Annotated in this window: 6 protein-coding genes; all 6 read right to left on the reverse strand. The window is 42.4% G+C overall.

Annotated features, from left to right (window positions below; translation table 11 throughout):
- Positions 1 to 80 precede the first annotated feature (80 nt).
- Positions 81 to 14,480 carry a SpaA isopeptide-forming pilin-related protein gene (locus tag CRO04_RS21580; protein ID WP_097006313.1) on the reverse strand — a complete coding sequence of 4,800 codons (14,400 nt, stop codon included), beginning with the start codon at positions 14,478 to 14,480 and terminating at the stop codon, positions 81 to 83.
- A gap of 87 nt (positions 14,481 to 14,567) precedes the next feature.
- Positions 14,568 to 15,302 (reverse strand): hypothetical protein, encoded by a 735-nt coding sequence (locus CRO04_RS21585; protein ID WP_097006314.1) that lies wholly within the window; start codon positions 15,300 to 15,302, stop codon positions 14,568 to 14,570.
- A gap of 430 nt (positions 15,303 to 15,732) precedes the next feature.
- On the reverse strand, positions 15,733 to 19,905 hold the full coding sequence (locus CRO04_RS21590; protein ID WP_097006315.1) for a hypothetical protein: 4,173 nt from the start codon (positions 19,903 to 19,905) through the stop codon (positions 15,733 to 15,735).
- A gap of 317 nt (positions 19,906 to 20,222) precedes the next feature.
- Entirely contained in the window at positions 20,223 to 20,360 is a 138-nt protein-coding gene (locus CRO04_RS26395; protein ID WP_166432637.1) for a hypothetical protein, read from the reverse strand.
- Positions 20,350 to 20,532 carry a hypothetical protein gene (locus CRO04_RS21595; RefSeq protein WP_097006316.1) on the reverse strand — a complete coding sequence of 61 codons (183 nt, stop codon included), beginning with the start codon at positions 20,530 to 20,532 and terminating at the stop codon, positions 20,350 to 20,352. The genes CRO04_RS26395 and CRO04_RS21595 overlap by 11 nt, the downstream gene beginning before the upstream one ends.
- A 9-nt stretch (positions 20,533 to 20,541) precedes the next feature.
- Entirely contained in the window at positions 20,542 to 22,815 is a 2,274-nt protein-coding gene (locus CRO04_RS21600) for a DUF6273 domain-containing protein (protein ID WP_097006317.1), read from the reverse strand.
- Positions 22,816 to 23,281 lie beyond the last annotated feature (466 nt).

The following is a 23,281-nucleotide window of genomic DNA, read 5'->3' on the forward strand; positions in this document are numbered from 1 at the left end:
AATCTATGTTCCTATAATTATCTTATATTAGATAGAGAAAGAACCTGTTACAGCAAAAAATGATAAATGGCTGAAAATGCTTATTTATTTCTTCTCTTTAAAATGACAATTACCAACACAATACCAGAAAGTATAAAACAAATGAGCACCTCACCCCACTGGTCCGTATCACCTGTCTTAGGTAATCTGTCCAGCCAGCTCCATAATTGCTTTCCTCCCTTGCTGATTATTCCAAGACCTTTCAGGCTTGATTGATATGTTGCAGTTATAATCCCTTTTCTCTTCCCTCTATCAGAACTGTTAAACAATGTAAATTCTCCAGTTACAGTTCCATCGTCAGCTACGAGAATTACCAGATAGGAGTTAGTCTTTTTATACCCAACTGGAGCTTTTACTTCATGAACTGTATATTGCCCGGATCGTAATGGGTAGTAAGAGATGATACCTGTTCCATCTGTTATACCATTAAATACAGGTTTTCCATCTTCATTTCTGATCTCCAGTACAGCTCCAGCTAATCTTTTCATTGTTCCAGCATCTGCCTTTTGAATTCGAATTTCGGGTGAAAGGTAATTAGCAACTGACACTATGCTGTTATCCGATACCTCACCATTTTTAATGGTAAATGAATAAGTATGATCTGTCGCAAGATAACCTTGTGCTGTTTTCGTCTCCTTGTAGGTATAGGTTCCATTCGGCGGAATGTCAAATTTTGCTGATCCAACCTTGTCTGTTTTAACTGTCAGATACAGTTCTCCATTGGACTGATAAATAGAAAATTCAACGTCTTCAATACCCAGTCCTGTATCTCCGTCTATCTTTTGGATCGTCATTTTATCTGTACCAATAGCTGGTCTCTTTGGATCTGTCATCGTAACTTCCAGCAGTTTTGTTTCTTTGGGGACAGTAAATGCTACATCTGAGGAACGAAAATAACCTTCAGGGGATTTTACCTCATGGAGGTAATAAGTTCTGCCCGCAATTAATTTTCCTGTTATATCAATAACCTCATTGGTTGAAATAAATTCAGGAATGATCACATTTTTTTGTTGATCCAATATCTGTAAAGAGGCCCCTTTTAAAATATAACCACTCGTATCTAGTTTTTTTATTTGTATTTTAGTAACATCATTTCTCATTTCAATCAGATCTAAGCTTCCATCTTTGCTGACTGTAAATGCCACTTCAGTTCCATATGTATATCCGTCAGCAGGTTTCTCTTCAACAAAGCGATAAGATTCACCAGCTTTCAGTTTTTTAATAATTTCATGGGGCATTTCACCGGATATCCACTCTTCAATTGTGTTACCATCATTATCTATCACGCACATGAAATTTCCCGGAAGCTCTTCAATTCCCGTCATTGATTTTTTGGAAAGTACTACATGAGTAGGATCATCAATCATAACGAGAATATCTTTTTCTCCGTATAAACTTACTGTAAAGGGAACATCTTCTGCATAAGCGTATCCATCCGCGGGGCGAACCTCATGAAGCCAATATTTCTTTCCGGCACTTAGCTGCCCTTTCAGTTCGTCAAACTGTTCTCCGGTAGTAAAAATTAAGTTCTCATCAGCTTTCAGACCACTTGAAGACAGAATTGCTTTCGCAGGAGATTTATCTTCGTTTAAAATCTGAAGCTCACATCCAGCCAACTGATCAGCTGCTTCCGACGGAGTTCCTTCTGCCAGGTATCCAGACAGTTTCTTTACCAAAACGTTTGTTTTCCTATCTCTCATGGTGACGGTAATTGGTTCCGGTCCTTCCGGTACAGTGAACGTTACTATCTCGCCATATGCATACCCTGCCGGCGGTTCTTCTTCTATCAGTTCATAGCTCCTCCCTGCAATAAGAATACCGGTTAAAATGAGCGGATTCCCATCTGGAGTAAATTCCTTTATTAAAGTGCCTGTTTCCTGGTCTCTGATAGAGAACTTTCCTCCATTCAGGATATTTCCTGTCTCATCATCCACTTTTAAGATTTTCACTTCTGTCTTTTTATCCTGCATAACAATGGTTTCCTGTATTCCGCTTTCCTCTGCAGAAAAGCGCATGTCCTTTTCATAAGAGTATCCTTCCGGGGATTCTTCTTCCCGGATGATATATTTTCTGCCAGGGGTAACAAGTTCTGCGGGAATTTTGGCTTTCTCTTCCTCCTTAGTAATTTCGAAAATTGTATCTCCTGTTTCCACATCAATGAAACTGTATTTTCCTCCGGTCAGTTCCGCACCTGTATCCACATCTATTTTCGAGAAATACAGGCTTATAGGCTTGTCTTCTAAGTCTACATTATCAATTATTCCAGCGGCATTTACCTGAAAACGATAAATTCCGCTTGCAAGTTCTGTCCCATCGCTGTAAACTGTCGTTTCTGCAAGGCGGTAGTTTCCTCCAGCCGTCAAAATCTCACGAATTGTCTTATCATCACGGTTATTTTTATATGTTGCACTTTGGAAAACTTTTTGAATCTCGCCTGTTATGGTTCTTCCTTCCAGATTGTATCCCTCTGTTTCTTTCTGTGTGATTTCATATCTGGTTCCATAAGGTAGACCAGAAAAGGTAATGAATCCATCTCCGGTAAGAGTGATATTCCCCTCCCCCTTGATTCTTCCAGTTTGTGAACCGGTGAACGCCTGATAGCCAATTAAGATTGTTCCTGTCTGATCTGTGAATTTCACATGATACGTAAATGCATCAGTCTGGCTCTTTCCTGTCCCATTCAGTTTATTAATGATACTGATGGAGCCATCCGGGACAATGGGGTTCCATAGGTTAGTAGTTTTTGTGACTGCTCCAGCTATGGTTATAAAGTCTGCATTTACTTTGCTGCCGCTTTCTCCGTTTACCACCGCTACCACATCAACGGTTCCACTTTCATGGGCTGCCACATTGGTAAGATTCCAGATAACGTTCCCATTTAATTCCACTCCATAATCTGTTGAGCGTAAATATTCCAGACCTGCTTTCAGTATTGCCTTTACTTTTATATCTGCTGGGTAACTGTATGGATTCGTGTAGGAAATGGTGTATTTTATGACACTTCCTATTTTTACTGCGTTGTGACCTGCCCCAATACTGCTTGTTACTTCGGCAATCGGATTTTCCTTTGTGACCGGATTTTTAATGGTGAAATCGTGGGTGTCATCATTTACGGTCCAGTCTGCAAGTACATTACCATCCGAGTCCGTCAGTTCCTGTTTGGTCTCTAAATAAGTTCTGGATGGGAGTATGTAATTCTCCTGCTCATTAAGATAGATCCGTCTGATTTCTTTCCCGGACTTTTCTGTCCTTCCGTCTGAATACCTTGTATATTCTGTAATTTCGTATAAATGTCCGTCTATGATTCCATCTTTAGTGGTTAATGTGAGGGTGCCTCCTGTTCCCATAAAGGATGGAAGTTCTGTTCCTGCATCTAAGTCTTTTAAAATTGTGTAAGCCTTTACTGGAGTTCTGCCGGTTATCGTGAGAGTTTCTATCGTTCCGTTCTCGCTTGCCAGTTTTAGTATGCTGAAATCATTGGATACGTTTAGGATTCCCGTTCCTGATTGATTTACGGTAAAAATAACCGGGGCCGAGAGCGTATATCCAGCCGGTGCTTTTACCTCTTCCATGATGTAGACCTGGTTTGCTGACAGCTTCTTTGTCAGGGTAAAACCGTCTGATCCGGATATGGCAGTCGCGACAGCTTCTCCGTCCTTTTCATACTCTCCGTTTACAGCAACTGCATGATAAACAGCAATCTCAGCTCCTTCCACCGCCATTCCAGTGTCAAAATTGGTTTTTCTAAAGTTAATGCTGGTTGGTCTATTCTCAATTTCATAGGTATAAAGTAGTTCATTTCCGCTCTCTTTCCCATCAAATTGGAATTTTTTCATTCCCTCGGATATCTGATAAAAATCCGGTGGGGAAATTTCTTCTATCGTATAGGTGTATGGTTTTATTGCTCCATCTGTTTGAACTTTTCCAACCAATAGGTTATTTAATTCTGCGTTTCCATCGGTACCGGTTGTCATGTAAAACACTTCTCCGGTATCCTGATTTGTTATTTTAAACCTTGCGTTCTCCAGTACGTCTCCGGTATCGGAGGCTTTCTTTTTTATCTCCAGTTTCCCAGTGGACGGATTGTTGACCACTTTATAAATCGGGACTTTTTCAGCGCCTACCGTAATCTTTACCGGATCTGCTTTCTGCATATAGGCCGGTGCCTCTGTTTCCACAATGTAATAGGTTCCATAAGCGGTTTTATCAATCCTGTGAGGTTTTAGATCTCCTATAGAAAGTCCTGCCGGAACAGCGTGCCCCGCTTTATCGGGCATATCACCATTAAACTGATCCTCTTCCGTATAAGTTCCGTCTGCTCCAGAAGCCCAGGTCTCAATGAGGTGATCCGTATCTTGTTTCAGATTCCCATCTGCATCCGCCCGGTATAGGGCAAGTATGGCTCCGGTGACTGCATATTCATTTATACCGTCATTTACTACCTTTAAGACATTGATGTACTTCTCTTCATTTTCAAGGCTGAATCTCTGCACTTCTCCTGATTCTGTCAGGACAATTGCTTTCGGATCGGCTGCCTCATACCCACCTGGAACCGTTTCTTCTACCAGGACGTAAGTGCCTATCTTTTTACCCCCCTTTTCTGTATCAAGAGGTAAATAATCGATCCGGTGCATTCTCTCTAACGTATCATAGCTTTTGATTCTTCCATTCTCTTTGTAATTAAACTGGTATTCGAAGTTCAGCGGCAGCTGACCGTCTGTATCAAGGGAGCCGTTTGTGACATTTCGGTAAATGGTGATCCGTATTGTTTTTCCTGTGTCTGTGGTCCATATTTCTGTGATCCCTTCCCCGTTTCCAGACTGAACCATTCTGGTAAGGGAAGCTGTTCGTTCCCCTTCTTTGGTATGCCAGGTGATGGAAGTCAATTCCTTTCCGCTTTCTTTGTAGGCAGCCTCAAAGTCCGTAATAAAACTGGATTGGTTTTCTGATAGTCTGAAAAATGACTTTAACCGGTCAATGATACTGGTGCTGATTTCCGTTTTTTCTGTATATTCCGTTAAATCATCAGTAGTCCATTCTTCAATCTTTTTTGTCGGGTCATACATTGGTTTTCCGTTCTCAAATAAAATATTTCCCTCACTGTCAGTCTTTGCTTTAAATAAAGCAAGTCCTGCAGCGTAATCATTGGGAAGGGATACTTTATTCCCCTTGCTGTCAATGTAATATTTATAGACTTCCAGTTTAGAGTGATCGTTCTTTATATTGATGGTCTGGACCTTTCCAGTTTCTTTTATTTCAATTTCCATGGACGTACGGACATAACCGCTTGCAGCCTCTGCTTCTTCAAGTATGTAGTCCCCTGCCGGGATTCCTTCAAAGTATTTGGGGGTTCCGTCTGTAATCCAGTCGGCTGTCACTGTCACCGGCGCATTATCTGCACTATTTTCCACCGTCCACTTAGCTGGGGTATTTTCTGCTTTTATCAGGTAATACCCCTTGGGATAGTTCTCACTGTCGGTGGTATAGACTCTTTTTCCCTTATAAAGTGCTAAATGGGCACCGGATACCTGACTGTAACTATAGGCTCCTTTCGGCTCTGTGACGGTTAGTCCATCCTGGTAATCGCTGATTACATTAATCTTTAACTGATCCGCTGCATCTGTTTTTACAATCTCTACTTTGATTTTTTTATCTTCCATACTGGTCTTGTGGACCTCTCTGGATTCATTTACAGTAACGCCTTCCGGGAGTGCCTTTACATAACCAGCTGGAGCCGTTACCTCCTCCATGATGTAGGTCCCTGGAATCACTCTCTTTAGCATATCTGCCTGACCTACTGTCATATCTACCTTAAATGGATCGTTAGGATACTTTTCTCCGGTAATCCAGGTGTTTTCCATCACCCAGGACTCTCCTTGGCGGTGATAAAGTTTCTTATCATCTGTGACATTCTCTTCTTCTCCAATATCCTTCATACCAGTCTGATTGTTTATGCTGTAGGAAGAATCATTATAAGCGGAAAGAAGATCATCATATTTGTAGCGGACGTAGTCACCGTCTATATCATAAATGGGTTCTCCTTTTTTATAGGTTTCACCTGACTTCTGATAATACTCCGGAAGTCCATGACCATTTAAAACTGGATTCATGCTCTTTACCAGGCTGCTTCCGTTGTAGGTCCCTGTAATGTATTCCTGATCCGTATCGGCGTTGATAGCAGCAACTCTCCAGGTTTTTATTTTCTCCCTGGCAATCACTGCGCCGCTTTCCGTCTGAGAGATCTTTACCGGCCATACCAGAAGCTTTTCCCCTTCTTTGGCAAAAGCCATGCCAGTGATAGGATTTACATATGCATCCCGGTTTCCATCACTGTCCAGGTGATACATGGTAGTACCAGAGCTTAAGTTGAAAACTTTATCGGCAGGGTTATATTTCGCTGCCAATAAATCTCCTCCGGTAAGTTCAAAGACGGGCTGGCCAGCTTTTAAAACATAAATAGATTCCTGATTCTTCACCTGAACTCTATTCCCGTCTTTATCATAGCCATAAATCGTTCCATCAGTTCCGGTTTCCGTTACCTTAAGCCCTCCAAAGGAGTAAAACAGGATATCGCTATCCCCTCTTTCTATGGTCTCATAGGTCCAGGTTCCATTCCCGGTCTCTCCGGCTAGGCTTCCCTCCGCATTCTCCTTTCTTAAAAACTCTAAGGTTGTTCCTGCATAGCCTTTTAATACCTTTATAGACTGAACATTGTTATTACGGTCTCGTGTCACTTCCACACCGTTGTATCCATAATCTCCGCTGTCTCCGCTCTCTGTTACGGTTATGGCATCGTACAGAGCCATCTTTGCGCCAGATACGTAACGGTTCTGATCATCATCGGTATCCAGTGTTCTCTCTATGAGACCGTAGCCGGCAAAAACACCATCGACGTAAATCAGATTTACATCATCTCCAGCATCCTTTCTGGACTGAAGGTATTCCATAGTTCCTTTGCACCAGGCATATCCTAAGTACGTTCCGTTTTTATAAGCAAATTCTAAATTTTCCGTTCCGTACTTCTGCTTTAATTCCAGCTCCGTCCCTTCAAGCCTGGTATCCGTTTTATAGGTTACGGTATGATCCGAATCCTTAATTTTAGACACTTCAAGTCGAACCAGAGTATTTCCTATATAGATTCTGGCGGTATCTTCTACCTTAGTTCCAGCCTGATTCTTGTCCTCATAAATGGCTGCAGCTACCCGGCTGTCCCGGTTTCCGTCAAGATAATAGGTTGTCTGGTCGGAATAGATTTCAATGGCTACCGGTTTGGTTCTTACATAGCCAGCCGGGGGCTTGATCTCACACAGGACATACGTCCCAGCCCCAAAGGGCTGTGGTGTTACTAAATATCCTGTATTCTGATCCTGATAAGAAGTACTTGTTAAATCGCCTTCCCTCGCCTGTGCTCCGTCCCTGGTAGTTGTAATTGCTTCAAACTGCCCGGTTCTTCTTCCTTCCTGATCGGCAAGGATTACCTGCTCCTCCTCTTTACAGATCGGAGTTCCTGCTGGCACGGTTCCGGTCCATGTCTCTCCGGACTGAATAATGTTACTGGCACCCATGGCTTTTAAAAATTCCTTTGAACCTTCGATATTGGTATCCGCTTCATAAAACTTTACCAGTCCATCCGTCGTCTCGCCGTCCTCTCTGGATGCTGCATAAAGGGCAAATAAGGCTCCATCATGGAGGATATTTTCTCCTGTTTCGGAATCCACCTTTTCGATCCGTAACCGGCTTGTGTAAAAGGTGTTCCGGTACTTTCGATAGGCGTACCCTTTATAGCTTGATGTTCCATCCGGATTCTGTACGGTATCTGCCGTTTCATCTGCCGGCTCTGCGACACTCCACGGCACCAGCATGGACGCATATTTCCCATCATAGGCAGTCTGCATTCCTTCCATAGCTGTCACACTGTCCCTGTAAACCTCTCCCGCTCCGGAAGGGAAGGAAACATCATCATAGGTCTGTTTATCTTCGGAAACAGATCCGTAACGATAGATTTTTTCTATCCCGTCTGTCTCGTAAGTAGAACCATTTGCTGTACGCTTTCCGGAATTCCCATCATCAGCCAGATAATAGCTGCTTGGATTTACTCCGGCACCTTCCGGATCGACCATAGTATTGTAGTAATCCTTGACTGGATCATTTCCACCCTGGGTAATGGTGAAATGCCCCCGACCGGAAGGATCACCGGCAGATACGCCGGAAAGTTTATCAAGGTCTAAGCCATACTGATAAATTTCATAATCCCCCAGGTAATTGTGCGCCCGGATCACATACTTCCTCAAATCATCTCCACCTTCTCCTGGCCACTCCTCGTTAAATCGGATATGGTATTTGGAGGAAAGCTGAGAGACGTTATCCGCTGCGTTATAATGATAATAACTGCTTAACGCCTCCGGGGGCCGATCTGATCCCGTCTTTCCACCTTCATAGACAGAAGGAAGCTCAATTTCCTTTGGTGCATCGGTTTTATAATGCTTGTTAAAAAGGTCCCCTATGTCTTTATTAAAGGGCTGCTGTTCTACCGTCACATAAGTTCCATATGGAAGATATTCTGATATTCCATAGCAATAACCGGCTCCGGTATCTTCTAAATCTGCACTAAGTGTTGTATTGTCTTTATCCTTTCCTCCGTCTGCTTCACTGTCCCAGGCAACGGAATAAATCTCATCAAAGTCATAAGTAAAAAATGGCTTTAAGTAGTTTTCCGCCTTCTTGATCGCTTCGGTAAGGGCTTTATCGTAGATTTCATCTGAATATGTCTCGCTTCCTGTGGCGCTTTCTTTCTCCCCAGCCGGATTATCTTTGACCAGCTTTGCTACTTCATCGTCTAAGTACCAGGTAATGGCAAACTGGCGGACATGATCAGAGCGAAGGACGTTATCTTTCGCAGTATCTGAAGTATTGATCTTATTTTCAATGTCCGCATTGTTATGTAAGGCTGGATATTCTTTTTCCCCTCCGTTTATTCCAAAAAGGAGTTTTTTTATAATTGCAAATGGCTTAAAGGAGCTGCTGTTATTATCTGTCCGGTCCCACTGATCCTCATTGGCCACTTTTATTGCATCAAAGAATTTGTCATAATTGTTGCGGCTGACCTCCCGTTCATTTTCAGCCTCGTCTTTGACTGTTTGCTTCGTTTTCTCCAAAATCGCCGTGTAGCCGGGGTTCTGCTCTGAATTAATTAAGTAATTGGTATCGTTGTAAAGTTGTGTATTGGCGATTGCTGCCTTGTTTGAATCCTTACTTAATGGAGTAGTCTGATAATCTACCCTGGTATAAAGCTTCTGGACTTTTTCCGGGAAAGCTGCCCGGTAGGTATTGATATCCACAGTGTTACCATTTCGATCCTGCCACGTTACGGTTCCATCCTCTGATCGGTAGAGCCGTTCTAAATTTGACTTTAAGTAAACCTTAAAGCAGAAGTTTTTTAAGTACGCTGCATTCGCTCCGGTCCCTCCTCCACTTTCAGTAAAGTGATCTTCATGTCCAGTTTCTGCATAGGTATTATCTTCATAAGCTCCATCCTTATTTGTAGAAATATCCTTTGTAATCTTGATCTTCTGCATAATGGGACGTTCTTCTATAGAAACCTTCGCTTGACGTGTCCCACCTTCTGAATATAACTGGTTTTTATCATAGCGGAGTGTTATCGCTTCGATATAGGTACCGGCTCCGGAAAGGTTTGGAGATACGGAAATGTTTCCATAATAGAGTGCATATTCGTAGGGTGTGGTGTAGGTTTCGGAAATAAGGTCATATCCATAAGTGATCTTATAGTCCGTGGTATCTGTTCCCTCACTTCCCTCTACATTGATGGTATAGCCTTTTCCGTCATACACGGCCTCCACCGGAGTGTCCACGTCCTTTAAGTCATATCCGGGACTTACCTGTACTTCCTTTTCTACCATTACGGTTTTTATGCTGCCATCACTGTTTCGGACCGGTTCCCCTTTTGCGTAAACCCAGTAGGTATGAGCTGGATTTTCTTTTACTGTAAGAGTAGTTAAATCATCTGGATAGACTGCCTTGGTCTGTGACAATGTTCCGCTTTTTACTTTGGCATAAGTGATAAATCCATTGGTATTTTCTGTGTAGTCCTCCAGCTGATCCGATTTATAGGGAACATAGCAATATCCAGAGACTGTTGAGCCATTTATTTCATACTGCAGGTCCATCTTAAAATACACCGTTTTTTGAACTTCATCGTATAAACTGGAAGCAATGGTACTTCCCACACGGTAGGAATAGCGGACCACCGCTTTCCCATCTAAAATCTCCTCAACCCGCAGGCAGTTGAATACGGATAATCCGGCGTTCTCCATTCCTTCATAAAGACTTTCAGCTTGTTCCTTATAGGTATCTCCCTCCAAAGGAATCAGTATCCAGGGCGCTCCTTCATCCGGCTCCTTAAAGGAAGCCTTCTTTAATGCGGCGTTGGCATCCTCTGCTATGTCCCCAGTGTTTTCCTTATCCTGAAAGGTTGGGATCGTATAACGCAGGGCATTGTCAGGCCGGGCTGCTGTATAGTCATACTCCGGCTCGGATACCTTAGTGACGGTAGCAGTATCTCCGTTTGGCAGGGAAATGATATCCCCGGCCTTTGCTGTTACAGATGCACCGTTTATAATAACTTTAGCTCCTTCCGTTTCTGCCAGAGCGTTTTCTTCTCTGGTTACATATTCCGTATGCGTTCCGCTTGGATCTTCTACCACCTGGCTTTTCGTTGTATAAAAGGAGGCTCCTTTTGGTATATTCTGCGCATAAATCTGATACCCGTTTGTAGTTCCGCTGCTCTTTACCGTAAAGGTATTGATTCCCTTTACCCGGTCTATCCCGATGGTTCCTGCAGATACGGTTCCTTCTGTGGAAGGATTTCCGCCGGCTTGAAAAGCCTCCCTATTACTAATAGCTGCATCCTTTCCATAGACAGACAACTCATAACCTTCCGAACGGGTTAGTTCCTTCATGTAATACTGGGTTCCGTCTGCATTTACAATCAGGGGTCTTCCGATCCAACAGTTTCCATTTAAGGATTCATTATTTTCTATGGGATAGGATTGGCTGCTGTCCCCGGTACCGTCCTTACCCTGGTTGGAAGAAAGCTTCTCATAACCGGAAGACGTTTCATTTCGGCTGTCTGTAAGGGAAATGCCGCTTCCCCTTTCGGTATGCCCTTCAAAGCTTTCGGTGTCTGACTCCTTTCCTATTGCTGCTCCCATGCCGGTGTAAAGATTTCCCGGTGCCTGGTCTGCCCAACCGTTGCTTGTCTTTTCAATCGCACCTGTCTGGTAATTGAAGGTATATCCGGGGACCTGGGTAATGGCTAAAAAACTGGCATCCCCATTCCGATCCGTTGTCGCAACGGAAACCAGATCATCTTTTTGAAACACTACTCCGGAATGTCCGTCTGGATGAGGGATATCCGTTGCCGCAAATAGTCCGTAGACAGCGCCCTCTAAAGTTCCGTCCCCCTGGGAATCTCCATAGGCATTGTAAGAAACTTTTTCACCTTTCTTTAAATCCATATCTTTCTTATTCATATGGATATCTCCCTCAGTCCGGTGATCAAATGCTATGAATGTCCAATCTTTTATTGAAGAATTAAGAAGGTCTACACGGCTAGTCTCACTGGATTCCGGTAAAGAAGAAAGGGATGAACCACTCACTCCAAAGGATTTAAAATAAAAGAATGATGTCGCTTTATTTGCCAGAGTTTGAACCTTAGAAGCCAGGAATTTAACACCAGATACCAGACCTTCCAAAAAGCCGGTAAAGGTAATTCCTCCATTCACGCTATCTGCATTGGAGCGAGTAGCTGTTTTCTTTATTATTGCTTCAGAAGCGGAGGCAACAGGTTCCTTCACAATTAAATCAGGATTTACAATTGTTTCCAACTGTGCTGCTGTGGTTTCTGGTTCAGCTGCTGTAGTTTCTGGTTCAGCTGCTGTAGTTTCTGGTTCTGTTACTTCCGCTGGCTGAGTCTCTTCTACAGCTTCCGCTTCGGTCTCTTCTACCATTTCCGCTTCGGTATTCTTCACGACTTCCGGCTCAGACGGTCTTTCAACCTCTGCTTCGGTCACAGCCTCAAAACCTGCCACGTTATCAGAGGTCCCAAAGCTGACAAACATACCTGCCTGATCTGGCATTCCGGTTTTAGGGACCGGTACTTGTACAGCATCTGCTGACAGACTGGCCATTTCCATGTCTGGTCCACCACCACTAAAACTGCCACCTGAATGATCAATCCCATGGGAATTGTAATCTTTATATTCACTTGAAGTTACAGTACGCCACTCCATAGGAATATCATCCGGGTGGCTTCCGTGAAGGGAATAGCCAGGCGCCGGAATTATTTCCTTTGCGGAATACTCATAGTTTAAGGAAATGAAGTCCTTATAAAACTGATCCCTGTCTGCTTCCAAGGCTTCCCTTTGTGTCTTTCCGGTTGGATCAATGGCATGAAAGAAACCACCTTCTTTTACACGATCCTCACATTCCTTTACTCCTTCCAGCCACTTAGCCCATTCACTATCGTGAAGTTCCTGATTATATTCCTCTACTGCTTCAATTTCATCTTCATTGGTCTGTTCCCCGGTCTCCTCATCATATTCCGGTTCCGGGACTTCCTCATACTCGACGACAGGAGCCGGATGACCGCTGCAATATCCTTTCTGGTAGGTATAGCTTCTTGAATCATGATGTGCTACTTCACTATGGATATTCCCTCTGGAATCTACATAATGAAGTACTCCGTTGGAATCCGTGATATGTTCATCCGCATTACATGGGTCATTTTCCGGATCAGACCAACGGTCAAACTGGGAACCGGATGAATTTCCCTGGTTATAAAGGTTAGATTCTGAATCATTCAGCCCTGTATCCCCATCATAGTTTAAGGCTATCCGCTCCTCATCATTTCCGCTATCCTCTTCCCATGATGCCCCTGTTAGGGAGCCTAAGTTGGAGGAATAGTCTCCTGCTCTTCTTAAATCCAGATCCGTACTATCAAGTTGGGAATCATCAAACTTTTCTAAGATATCCCAATGAGTATCAGCCAGAGGCTTACCGGTTTCAGAATCAAAAGCATTCAGGCCTACGTTATAATTGGCTCCAAAACCTTCTGTATGCTTATATCGATTCACTACCGCTGTACCGGCTGAGCCAGAACCGACACGGACATGGACCTCTATGTCCTTATCCATTTTGGCGGCAAAATAAGTTTGTGAAATATCAAAAGCATATCTATTAGGATTCCTCGGATCATTTGCATTTGTATAAAATTTAAATGTAGCAAGCTGCGCAGAGCCTAAGTCTTTTGCTAAGTCTGCCCCTATCTGGCTTTGATTCGGCCAGTAAAGAGTAGCTATTCCTTTTCCATCACTAGGCACTTCCCCAGTCATGGAGGAAAAAACCAATCCTGCATCCGTTGGCCCTGTAAAGGTCCAGTCACCGTATAGATCCTTTGCAGAGAGATGCTGGTAATAGTCTTTTACTGCTTCATTTGAGTATGGGATTGTAATGGTATAAGTATCTGAAGCATGATCCATCTTTGCAAAATAAACCGTTTCCACAGAATCAACATCAAATTGCTTAGTGATAGTTGCTGCATCCCATACATTTCCAAACATCCACTCAGCCCAGTTCTTACACCCTCTGGCTGCATATTTGGAATCAATCTGCGTACTGGTAAGCTGATTATACACGGATCTATCGCCTACAGAGTTTGGATTCATCTGTTTTATAACAGATCTGTAATCAGCGCTGTCACGAAATGAATTTAAATCCGCTTCCCATTCACCCGTAAACTCACAGTTATTGGCTGCAATCCAGTTGATAATAGCTGCAACAATGTATTTTGCAGTTCCGGCATTAGCATCATTACAGGCAGTTATACTATCATTGCGACCCATATGGGTTGCATAAATGTTCATAAGAAAGTTAAATTTCTTTAACTTCAGCACTTTTGCGTTATCTCCATCTGGGAACTCGTTTGGCATGTCATCTACTGTCCAATATTTTTGAAAAAATGCCTGGCTTCCAAGATATATTCTGGAACTCTCACTATGCATAGCTACACAGTAAAGAAATGTTTTGTCAAACTCATCATAGCCACTCTCAGTTGAACTATTATTTTTTACCAGATATTGTTTCGCTCCTGCCGGGAAATTTCCCTCTTCCACTGCCGCTCCTAAATGAAAGTCTTTGGTTTCATACATTAGGCCAGTGGGAGTATATCCTTTGCTGTTTGCTTCCCCTCCATAGGCACTAGGATTCCAAGATACCCAGGCAGAGGGTTCAATCGTCTGTACATAATTTGCAAAGGATATCATGTTTTCCGGTATGTATGGGAGAAAAGTCATTGTAGTTAAAATTACAGCCATAAAAGCCGAGGTCTTTCTTTTCACTTCAAGTCTCTGTAACCATTTTTTCATTCTATTTTCCTCTATTTGCAATAAAAAAGACTACCGATTATGTTTTAACCGATAGTCTTAAAAATCTTTATTCTGTTAGGAAACAATTTAGAAAAATGGATTTGGTTTATCGAGCTTATGCTGTTCACTCGTAACAGGATCATAAACTAGATAGCCTATAGCATAACTTGAGTATCCATGCCACGCTGTAAAATCAGTTGTCTCCTTTGTTTTTACCTTTCCATCTATCATAAGCTGACCAAGTTCATTGACCATATATCCATCTGGGGTTATGGTGTTGGTGTAAAGATAGCCGTATTCGTTGAAACAGTAAGCATATTTCAAGCCATCTTCTGTTCCATTAGGAGCTTGCATCAACCATACCCAATTACTAGAATAACCAGAGCCATATTTATCGGTTCCATACCAATAATTACTTATCCCATTGTTATTTAAAGATTTTAATGTTTCTTGATGCCATGATTCTTTCTCTATCTGTTGACCAATTGTGGAATTTAAATATTCTAAATATTTTTGTTCACTACCAAAAGAAGAACTTGTTCCATCTGGATAAAAGAGAATACCATTTTCATCAGTTCTTGAACCTCCAGCAAATGTCGTATTTTTCATGAAATTCCCATACATGTCCTTGATATAACCAGTATAAGTGGATTTTTCAATGACACCTCCAGAATTCAAATCGAACTTTTTATTTTCAACTTCATTTGTTGTAAACCCAGCCGGAAGTTTATCCGGTGTCCAAATAATCTCCGCAAACGCCGGTGTTACCATTGTTACCGTTAGTACTGTTGATAATATTAATCCAAATAATTTCTTTTTCATACAAGCCCTCCCAAAAATATATTCTGAAATCTCACATTTGACAATCTTATAAATTCGTGTTATCCTAAAGATACAAAGGTAGCCAACTCCACAGAGTGGCTCCACAAGTTAATGTTTAATTAATAATCACCCATAGCTTTGGACGGCAGGGTGGTTATTTTTTTGTATCTTTATTTTTGTTATTTGTATATGTAAGGATTGCAACTATAAGCAATGAAACATTGATAACAATCATTAATTCCTCATATGTACTAATAACAACCACCTCCTTTCGGAGATGGAAACCACCCGGCAGATTGACTACCTATTTTATATTATACCATATTTTGGTGGATTTTACGAACTTTATTACCATTAATTTCCTGTTCGTATTACTATCGATTAAACATTTTCGGTTGTCAAGGTTCAATGGCCTTTCGGCCGGACGGAGTTATGCAGCAACTGCACTTCCGCCCTGTACCCACTGGCCTTTTTCATTTAATTCATATTGTCCATCAATGACCACTCCGGTCATTACTTTTCCTCTGGTTCCATCAGATACTGGATTAAGATAATACCAGTATCCATCTATCTTCTGCCAGCCCGTAAGCATCTGTCCCTGGGTTCCATCGGAGGCAGATTTTAAATAGTATGTATTGCCATCCGCATCTGTCTGCCATCCAGTTACCATAAATCCATCTTTATCAAACCGGAACCACGACGCCGGCTCCTGGCCGTTTCCTGCATATGGGTTGCTGATATATGCCCATTCATCAGAATAAGTCCGATCAGTAGCAAAAATCCATTTCCCACTTGCCATCTGTGTCCATGTGCCGGTTACTGCACCTGCAGGAGCTGCAGGGCCTTTTGTATTTCCAGCGGTTGTTACGCCTACGGAGCGTGCACCGCCACCACCGCCTCCTCCACTGCTACCACCCGAGGAATATGTCTGTTCTACAACTTTAAAGGTAAGAATCACATGTACCGGATCTGATAATTTTCCATCACTGGATAAGGCATAAATATCAGCTGCAGCTGTTCCATTATTGGACTGTTTGTTTATTACTTCTTTGATCCAGCCAGCTGTGACTTCCTGATTGCCGTTTAGGACTACCGGTGTAACTGTTCCATTCTTATCTACGGTTAAAATTCCATTGTCAGATGATTTCCATAAAACTGATTTCTTATTTTGGGAGTAAATGGCGGCAGAAAATTTTTTACTTTCTCCTCCGCTCCAGGCAATGGTTGGATTACTTCTCCTTCCCGACTTCGTAAGTACCAGATCAAACTGCTCCGTTTCCCTGTCTGCTTCGATGCATTCTGCCTGAAAGGTAAGCGTTATGCTGCAGGAGACTATCTTTCCCCCGTCTGCTGTCACAGCGGTTATTTCTGCTGTTTTTTCTGCCTTATATGGTGCTTTTAAAAGTGCTTCTCTGATCCAGTCTGCTCCATCTACCGGAGTTACCGTTCCACTCTGATCCACCGTTACTGCTCCCGGATCGGAAGAAGTCCATACTACAGTCTGATTGTAAGACTCATGCCCTGCAGTCCCTTCCAATACTGGAAGAGCGGTGGCTGTCAGCTTCTTTGTTTCAAAACCGGTCTTTTTTACCGTTTGGGAATTGATATCCCCAGCCTTCTGGTATCCCAGGTTGTAGGAAAGTGCTGTCTGACTTAAGGTAATTCCCTCTGGTACAATCCTTGTCTGGTCATTGGTAGTGAAGTTTACCTTCACCTGGCAGACTGCAGATGCCTGATTTCCCAGTTTATCCTTTCCGACCACCGTTACAGTTGCTTCTCTGCTTCCGCTTCCCTGTATTTTCTCATAAATATCATTGCTACGAATTCCATCATCAGTAGCCATGATATCCTTAATCCACTTGGCTTCCTTGATCGCAGAAATGGAAGCTTCCCGGTACGCCTGCGCATCCTGAGATACGGTAAGGACGGCTGGATCGGAGCTTGTCCAGGTCACTTCATCTTTGGAAAAGTAATCCGGGGTAAAGGTTGCTGTGAGGGACTGGGGAGCTGTTACTGTTACCTTTTCCTCCGGTGCTGTCCGGTCTCCGGTTAAAGTTCTTGTAACGGTATAGGATAAAGCTGTCTTATCAAGTACTGCTCCTTCTGTTGCTACTAACGTATTATCAATGATCTGAAAGGTGACATTGATACGGCAGTTATCGGTACAGGGTTTCCCTTCAAAGGACGTAGATGGTCTGGTCTGTGCTGTCAGTACTGCAACTCCACCATTTTGATGCCCCGCGCCGTAAATGGTATTTGGGATCTTATACTGATAACTTTCTTCTGCCTGTTTCTTTTCCGCTTCTTGAATAATATCCGTAAAAAAGGCAGCTTCCATATTCAATGAGATACTGGCCGATTTTGCAGTATAGCCATCAGTCTCTTCATCATCATTTTTTTCAAGACGGATTAACTCCGGATCATCAATGCTCCACTTCACCTGGTTATCAGAAACATCGTTATTCGCATCAATAAGAGCGGAGATATTCACCGGCTGAACCTGTGTTCCCTGTTCTGACACACCATTGATATAACGGGCAATCAGCTTTCCTTCCTTGTTTCGGATCTCCGTGGTCTTTGTTGGATTCTTCCGGCTTCCGGTTCTTGCCTGGATCACTTGAAAGGTATAGGTTTCCGGATTTACATTGATAGAAACTGCCACCTTTTTATATATAGCCGAGACACTTATATCTTCTGCCGGCATTGTAAATGTATAGGAATGGCTGCTGTCTGAATATGTAGTGTTCTTTTTCTTTCCCTCTACATTTATATAAGTAGGGCTTCCCACCATCTGATACTTTTCTGTATCTGTATTGTTGGGAGAGGTTGTAATACTTACCACGCTACCGGCAGCAATGGCTCCCCGGTTTCCCTTATCAATGGTTTTTGAATACTGGGAACTTCCTCTTACTTCCATGGAGGCAATATCATAAAAATTTTGACCGTTAGCGACGGTATCGATCTGATCAACCGTAAGCAAATACCCTCTTACCGGGCGGCCCAGGGAATTAGGAGCGAAATGGTCTAACGTAAAATCCCCTGTTTCCTCATCCATAACGTTCAAGATCCCATTTTCCAGTTCTTCATAAAAGTACTGATCAGAAATGGACTTTTTTGCACCGCCTTGTACCAGTGTGTAGTAAAGATCTCCTGAATGCCAGTATCCGATATGTGCTTCATAGGTGTAATCATTATCGTCAATGATCTCTGATCCGCATACATTGGCACTGATCTTACTTTCGGTATCTGTAAACAGATAGGCCACATCATCAATGAAATTAAAGTTCGTTGCTGCTCCCTGCCTGGTTCCGATAAAGGTTCCTTCCCTCGCCATGGACCCCAGCTGAGAGTTCCCGATGGTCCCCTCAAAGCGTGCTACCTTTAACTTCCCGGATGCATATCTTCCCGTGATACCACCAATTGCCGTAGAATGATAACCGCCGACGGTTCCGCTAACATGGGTATTTAAAATATTTGTTGCATTCTGATACCCCACAATTCCACCGATGTAACCCGTACCCTGGATTCTTGCCGTGGTCCCATCACCAGTAGAAACTTCGCAGTCCACGATAGAAGAATCAGATGCGATCCCGGCGATTCCACCGGCATAGATCACATCCACTCCATCCGTTGCATCAATCATCACCTTTTCACAGATGGCATTCTCAATCACGCTTCCGGATAATTCCCCTGCGATTCCTCCGGAGATTCCGGTGGAACTGATATAGGCATTTTTAACAGTTACATCTTTTATAATGGAATCTTCTGCATAACCAGCCACAACTCCTGTCCGGTCATTGCCCCTGATCTCACTGCTGTCCGGAACAATGGTCACGTTTTCAATCACTGCATCCTTTACGGAGCCAAAAAGTCCAACGTTGTTATAACAAGAAAAAGAAGCAAGTTTTATGTTTTTAATAGTATATCCGTTTCCGTTGAAGTTTCCAGAGAAAGGATATGGAACCTCTCCGGAGTTTTCCGTAGAATCCCGGTAAAATCCAATGGGAATCCAGTTAACTCCCTGCAGGTCAATATTGCTGCCAAGGGCAAAAAAACATCCGGAATAATCACCAGCATAATCGGCACCTTCGGCATCAGGCACTGTCATACCCATAGCTGCCAGTTCGGATAGCCCCATCAGCTGTGCTTTTGTTTTAATCAGATATGGCTTTTCCTCTGTTCCTTCTCCCTGGCTTCCGCTAAGAAATTCAAAGCTTGTCTTACCGGACCAGGAATCCCAGATATCTCCCAGTGAACTGGAAGCTGCTAACGCTTTTTTTATATCCGTAAAAGCAGGCTCCACTGCTTCAGACGGCGTAGCACTTTCTACCGGATCTGTTACCGGCATTTCAATCGCTTCCGGATCTATAGCCGGAATCTCTTCCGGTTCCACTCCTGGCAGATCTTCTCCCTTATCCTCTTCATTAACGATTTTTTCACCCTCTATTTCTGTATCACGGCTTGCTTCAGAAGGTGTAGCCACTGAACTGGAACTTTCTGTTCCTGTACCCATTCCCGCATACACCTTCCAAGGCGGTACTGCGGTGACTGTCAGGGCAGCACACATAACGTATGCCAGCCCTCTCACAAATTTTTTTCTCATTGTTCCTCCTATTTATTCCAAACTCCATTCTCATCTACCATATAACCATCTAAAGTCCTCACGTTTTGATATATTGAACCATAAGGCTTACCAGGTTTTGTTTTATCGTTTTCCAACCATTCGGATTACTAATACCATTTATGATCAATGAGCTGCCAGCCTGTAAGCATTTTAGACGTATCATGATCAAAGAAATATCTCTTATCATCAACATGGTACCAGTCCTTGCCATCGCAAGCCCATTCATTCTTTGAGGTCGTACCATCCGGCTTTGTGTATGTGACTTCAAGAGTTTCCAGAACCGTTTACCCGCTTTTTTAACCTATGAGTAATAGTCCGGCACCTTTTCTGGCTCCACCATATTTTCCTCTGCCTGTAAAGGTGGCGGTGCATACCCTGCCGTAGTTACTGCAATGATAACAGCAAAGGCATATAATTTTTGCTTTACTTCTCATGTTCTTTTCTCCCCTGATTTTCCCTATAATCTTCAATCCATTTTATTTGTTCCTGATTCTCCTGATCTTTGTTTCTGGAGCAAGCAACTACCAGGAAGAATACTGAAATAAAAATAAAAACCACAATTAATGCACAAATAAAACCAAACAATAAATAAGGCAATATACTCATACGTCTCTCCTATTCCTGCGGGATCGCTATTGCTGGTCTGATCCCTATGCCTGTCTCCGACACATTAACCGGCTGTATATTTCCATCTGTGAGGCTGACTGTGTAAATTCCTTCACCAAACCCAAATTCATCCCGCCCGCCATCTTGTGGTGTTCTTAGATAATATCCTTTGGAATAAGCGGAGATCTGGGATTCAGGATTATTAATATCACTGCCATTAAACTTCCATAAATAATCCCTGTACTTTAGACCTTCCTCCACGGACAGAATTAAAACTTTATCATTCATAGACTGATATAAACGGTCATATCCCATTAGTCCGCTTTCATTCAGCTGGTCATACGTTCCTTTTCTGGTTGATCCTAAGAAGGCTTTCGTTATTCCTACATAGGTATCAGAGAGAAACATCGAATCAACCGCATTGTTTTGAAGCCATTCCCGCACTTTTGAATATTTATAATTATTGTTATCTCCAAAGTTCAGCTTTTTGGAAGCTCCTATAATGTCGGAGCGTATCACACTATCGCAAAGGAACAGTGCCGTTTTCTGTCTGTTTCCTATTGCATCTTCATAATCCTCATCAATACAGCGGAATAAATAATTACGCTTTCCAATGATCCTGGTCTGGATATCTCCAATACTGTAATGAACCGCTTCGGGCAATCCGTTTATTGGTTTAAAACAGATATCACAGATTCCGTCATGGTCTATGTCTGCATGTCCTTCCGCAGGTAAGATCACATTTTCCTCCTTACCGCACCTTCTGCACCTTATAATTTCATAACCATTTTTCGAACAGGTTGGTTCTACCCGTTCAATTCTTTCATGATCATGATTGCATGTGCTTTCCTCATAAGTCTTTTCAAACCCTACTCTCATAACCGTGTATATATCACCATCAACGGCTAACTCTGCCATAACCAGCTGAGACAGATTCTTAATGTTATTTATTTTCTGACTAAGAATTAAAATTGCAGGAGTATGATTCTTTGCAATTAAATACAATTCCATGCGTTCTGGGCTATCTGCCATTGTAGCCAGGTTTAATAGCCGCTCATTGCTTTCTCCCAGACTTTTCGTAATCAGCTGCTGATCTATGGGTTTATCCCCAGTAATAGCAAAATCTGCTTCTCTCGCTGTTTCCAGCCATTGACGCAGTTTGTTTCTTGCATCCTGGTCCGGATCATCTTCCTCTGGCAGTTTCTCTCCCCTCTCAAACTCCACATAATATTTCTGCGTACCAGTACCGCTTATAACCATATTCCAGGGACTGGGTACCAGAGAATGATAATAATACTTGTCTTTCCCCAGAATCGTTTCCGGGAAGTCGATTGCAAGCTGCACATCTTCCTCACTCTGTCCGCTCTGGGATTTGAAAATCTCATTGCTGTGATTATCCTCTTCTACAAAATACAGCTTCCAGGTAACCTTTTTTGCCTCAGAAGGAGAAGCCGGCTCTAACTTGGAATAATAAATAATAATTTTCATCCCATCTGTCGCCAGACGAAACTGTTTCTCCTGTCCACTGCAGATTTCATACCCATCAAGCTCCGGAGGATTAATTATGATATCCACATCTTTCAGGTTCTTACCTGTTACCAGTTTTAAAACTGTTTTGCTTTCCACATCCAGATATTTAATGGTATAACTTAACTCTATTTTATTATCAACCGGCTTTGGCGGCTGCACATTGGAAGGGGCGGCCGGTTCCTTTTGTGACTCCTCTGGTTTTCTGATCTGGGGTTTTGCACTGTTTATTGTACCTGGCCTGCTGTGTCCAGATCCTCCTCCTCCAAAGCCTCCTCTTGAAGATACTTTCTTTTTCGTTATTACTGACTGTATTCCTTTTCCCTCTTGATACTGCACAATTCCATCTTCATTGATCCAAGCCCCAGAACTATTAACCTGAAATCCATCTGGGGTTTGCGTATCTGAATACATTGAACCTTCCGGGTAATTGGGATCAAGGTTTGCTGCCAGATAATAGCAGTGCCCATCAATCCATTGCCACCCGGTAAGCATTTTCCCTTTTGTACCATCAGATATCGGATTCATGAAATACCATTTACCTGCAATCAGTTTCCAACCAGTAGCCATATATCCACTACTATCAAAGTAATACCAGACTCCATCTATCAGTTTCCAGTTATTGGTTTCATATACGTTATTTTCTTCATAAAACCAACAATTACCGTTTTGTATCCACGCCCCACAGCTTGGCATAGGAATACTTGCAAATAATGATATCAAACCAAATAAAGCAATAAACTTTTTATTTTTCATTCACACCACCAACCTAATTTATTTGAGAAAATGTAAATAAGCTGCCACTAAAAAAATGATACCTCCCTTCTGTAATAATTAAGAAATGTCCTTCTTCCAATATTCTGTTTATAAATAACCGGGAAAAATAGATATAGTTAGAATCGTTACCATTATTAGAAATTTACCGCAATATAATATGGGCTTAAGAAAACTTTATATAGGAATTTGGTTAGATGAGAAATTAAAAAAAGGGAAATCAAGAAAATGCATTGAAGAATGCACCTGTCGAATACGGTCATAAATATACCGTTATTTGAAATTTGTTTGTGGAAAAAAAGAAATAAAACAGGGATAGAATAGAAAAGTGTAAGTGGTAAACTATAACCAGCAGATTTAGGCAAATAAAATCCAGCAACTATTACGGAACATCATCGAATGATATACTGTCATTCGGAGGTGAAGAAAGGATGGTTAAATGGATGGA

This window comes from Lacrimispora amygdalina, assembly GCF_900205965.1.
Classification (GTDB): Bacteria; Bacillota; Clostridia; order Lachnospirales; family Lachnospiraceae; genus Lacrimispora; species Lacrimispora amygdalina_A.

Bases quoted from the DNA above. Each gene is read 5' to 3' on its own strand.
- CRO04_RS21580 (WP_097006313.1), bottom strand. From the start codon at position 14,480: ATGAAAAAATGGTTACAGAGACTTGAAGTGAAAAGAAAGACCTCGGCT.
- CRO04_RS21585 (WP_097006314.1), bottom strand. From the start codon at position 15,302: ATGAAAAAGAAATTATTTGGATTAATATTATCAACAGTACTAACGGTA.
- CRO04_RS21590 (WP_097006315.1), bottom strand. From the start codon at position 19,905: ATGAGAAAAAAATTTGTGAGAGGGCTGGCATACGTTATGTGTGCTGCC.
- CRO04_RS26395 (WP_166432637.1), bottom strand. From the start codon at position 20,360: ATGAGAAGTAAAGCAAAAATTATATGCCTTTGCTGTTATCATTGCAGT.
- CRO04_RS21595 (WP_097006316.1), bottom strand. From the start codon at position 20,532: ATGAGTATATTGCCTTATTTATTGTTTGGTTTTATTTGTGCATTAATT.
- CRO04_RS21600 (WP_097006317.1), bottom strand. From the start codon at position 22,815: ATGAAAAATAAAAAGTTTATTGCTTTATTTGGTTTGATATCATTATTT.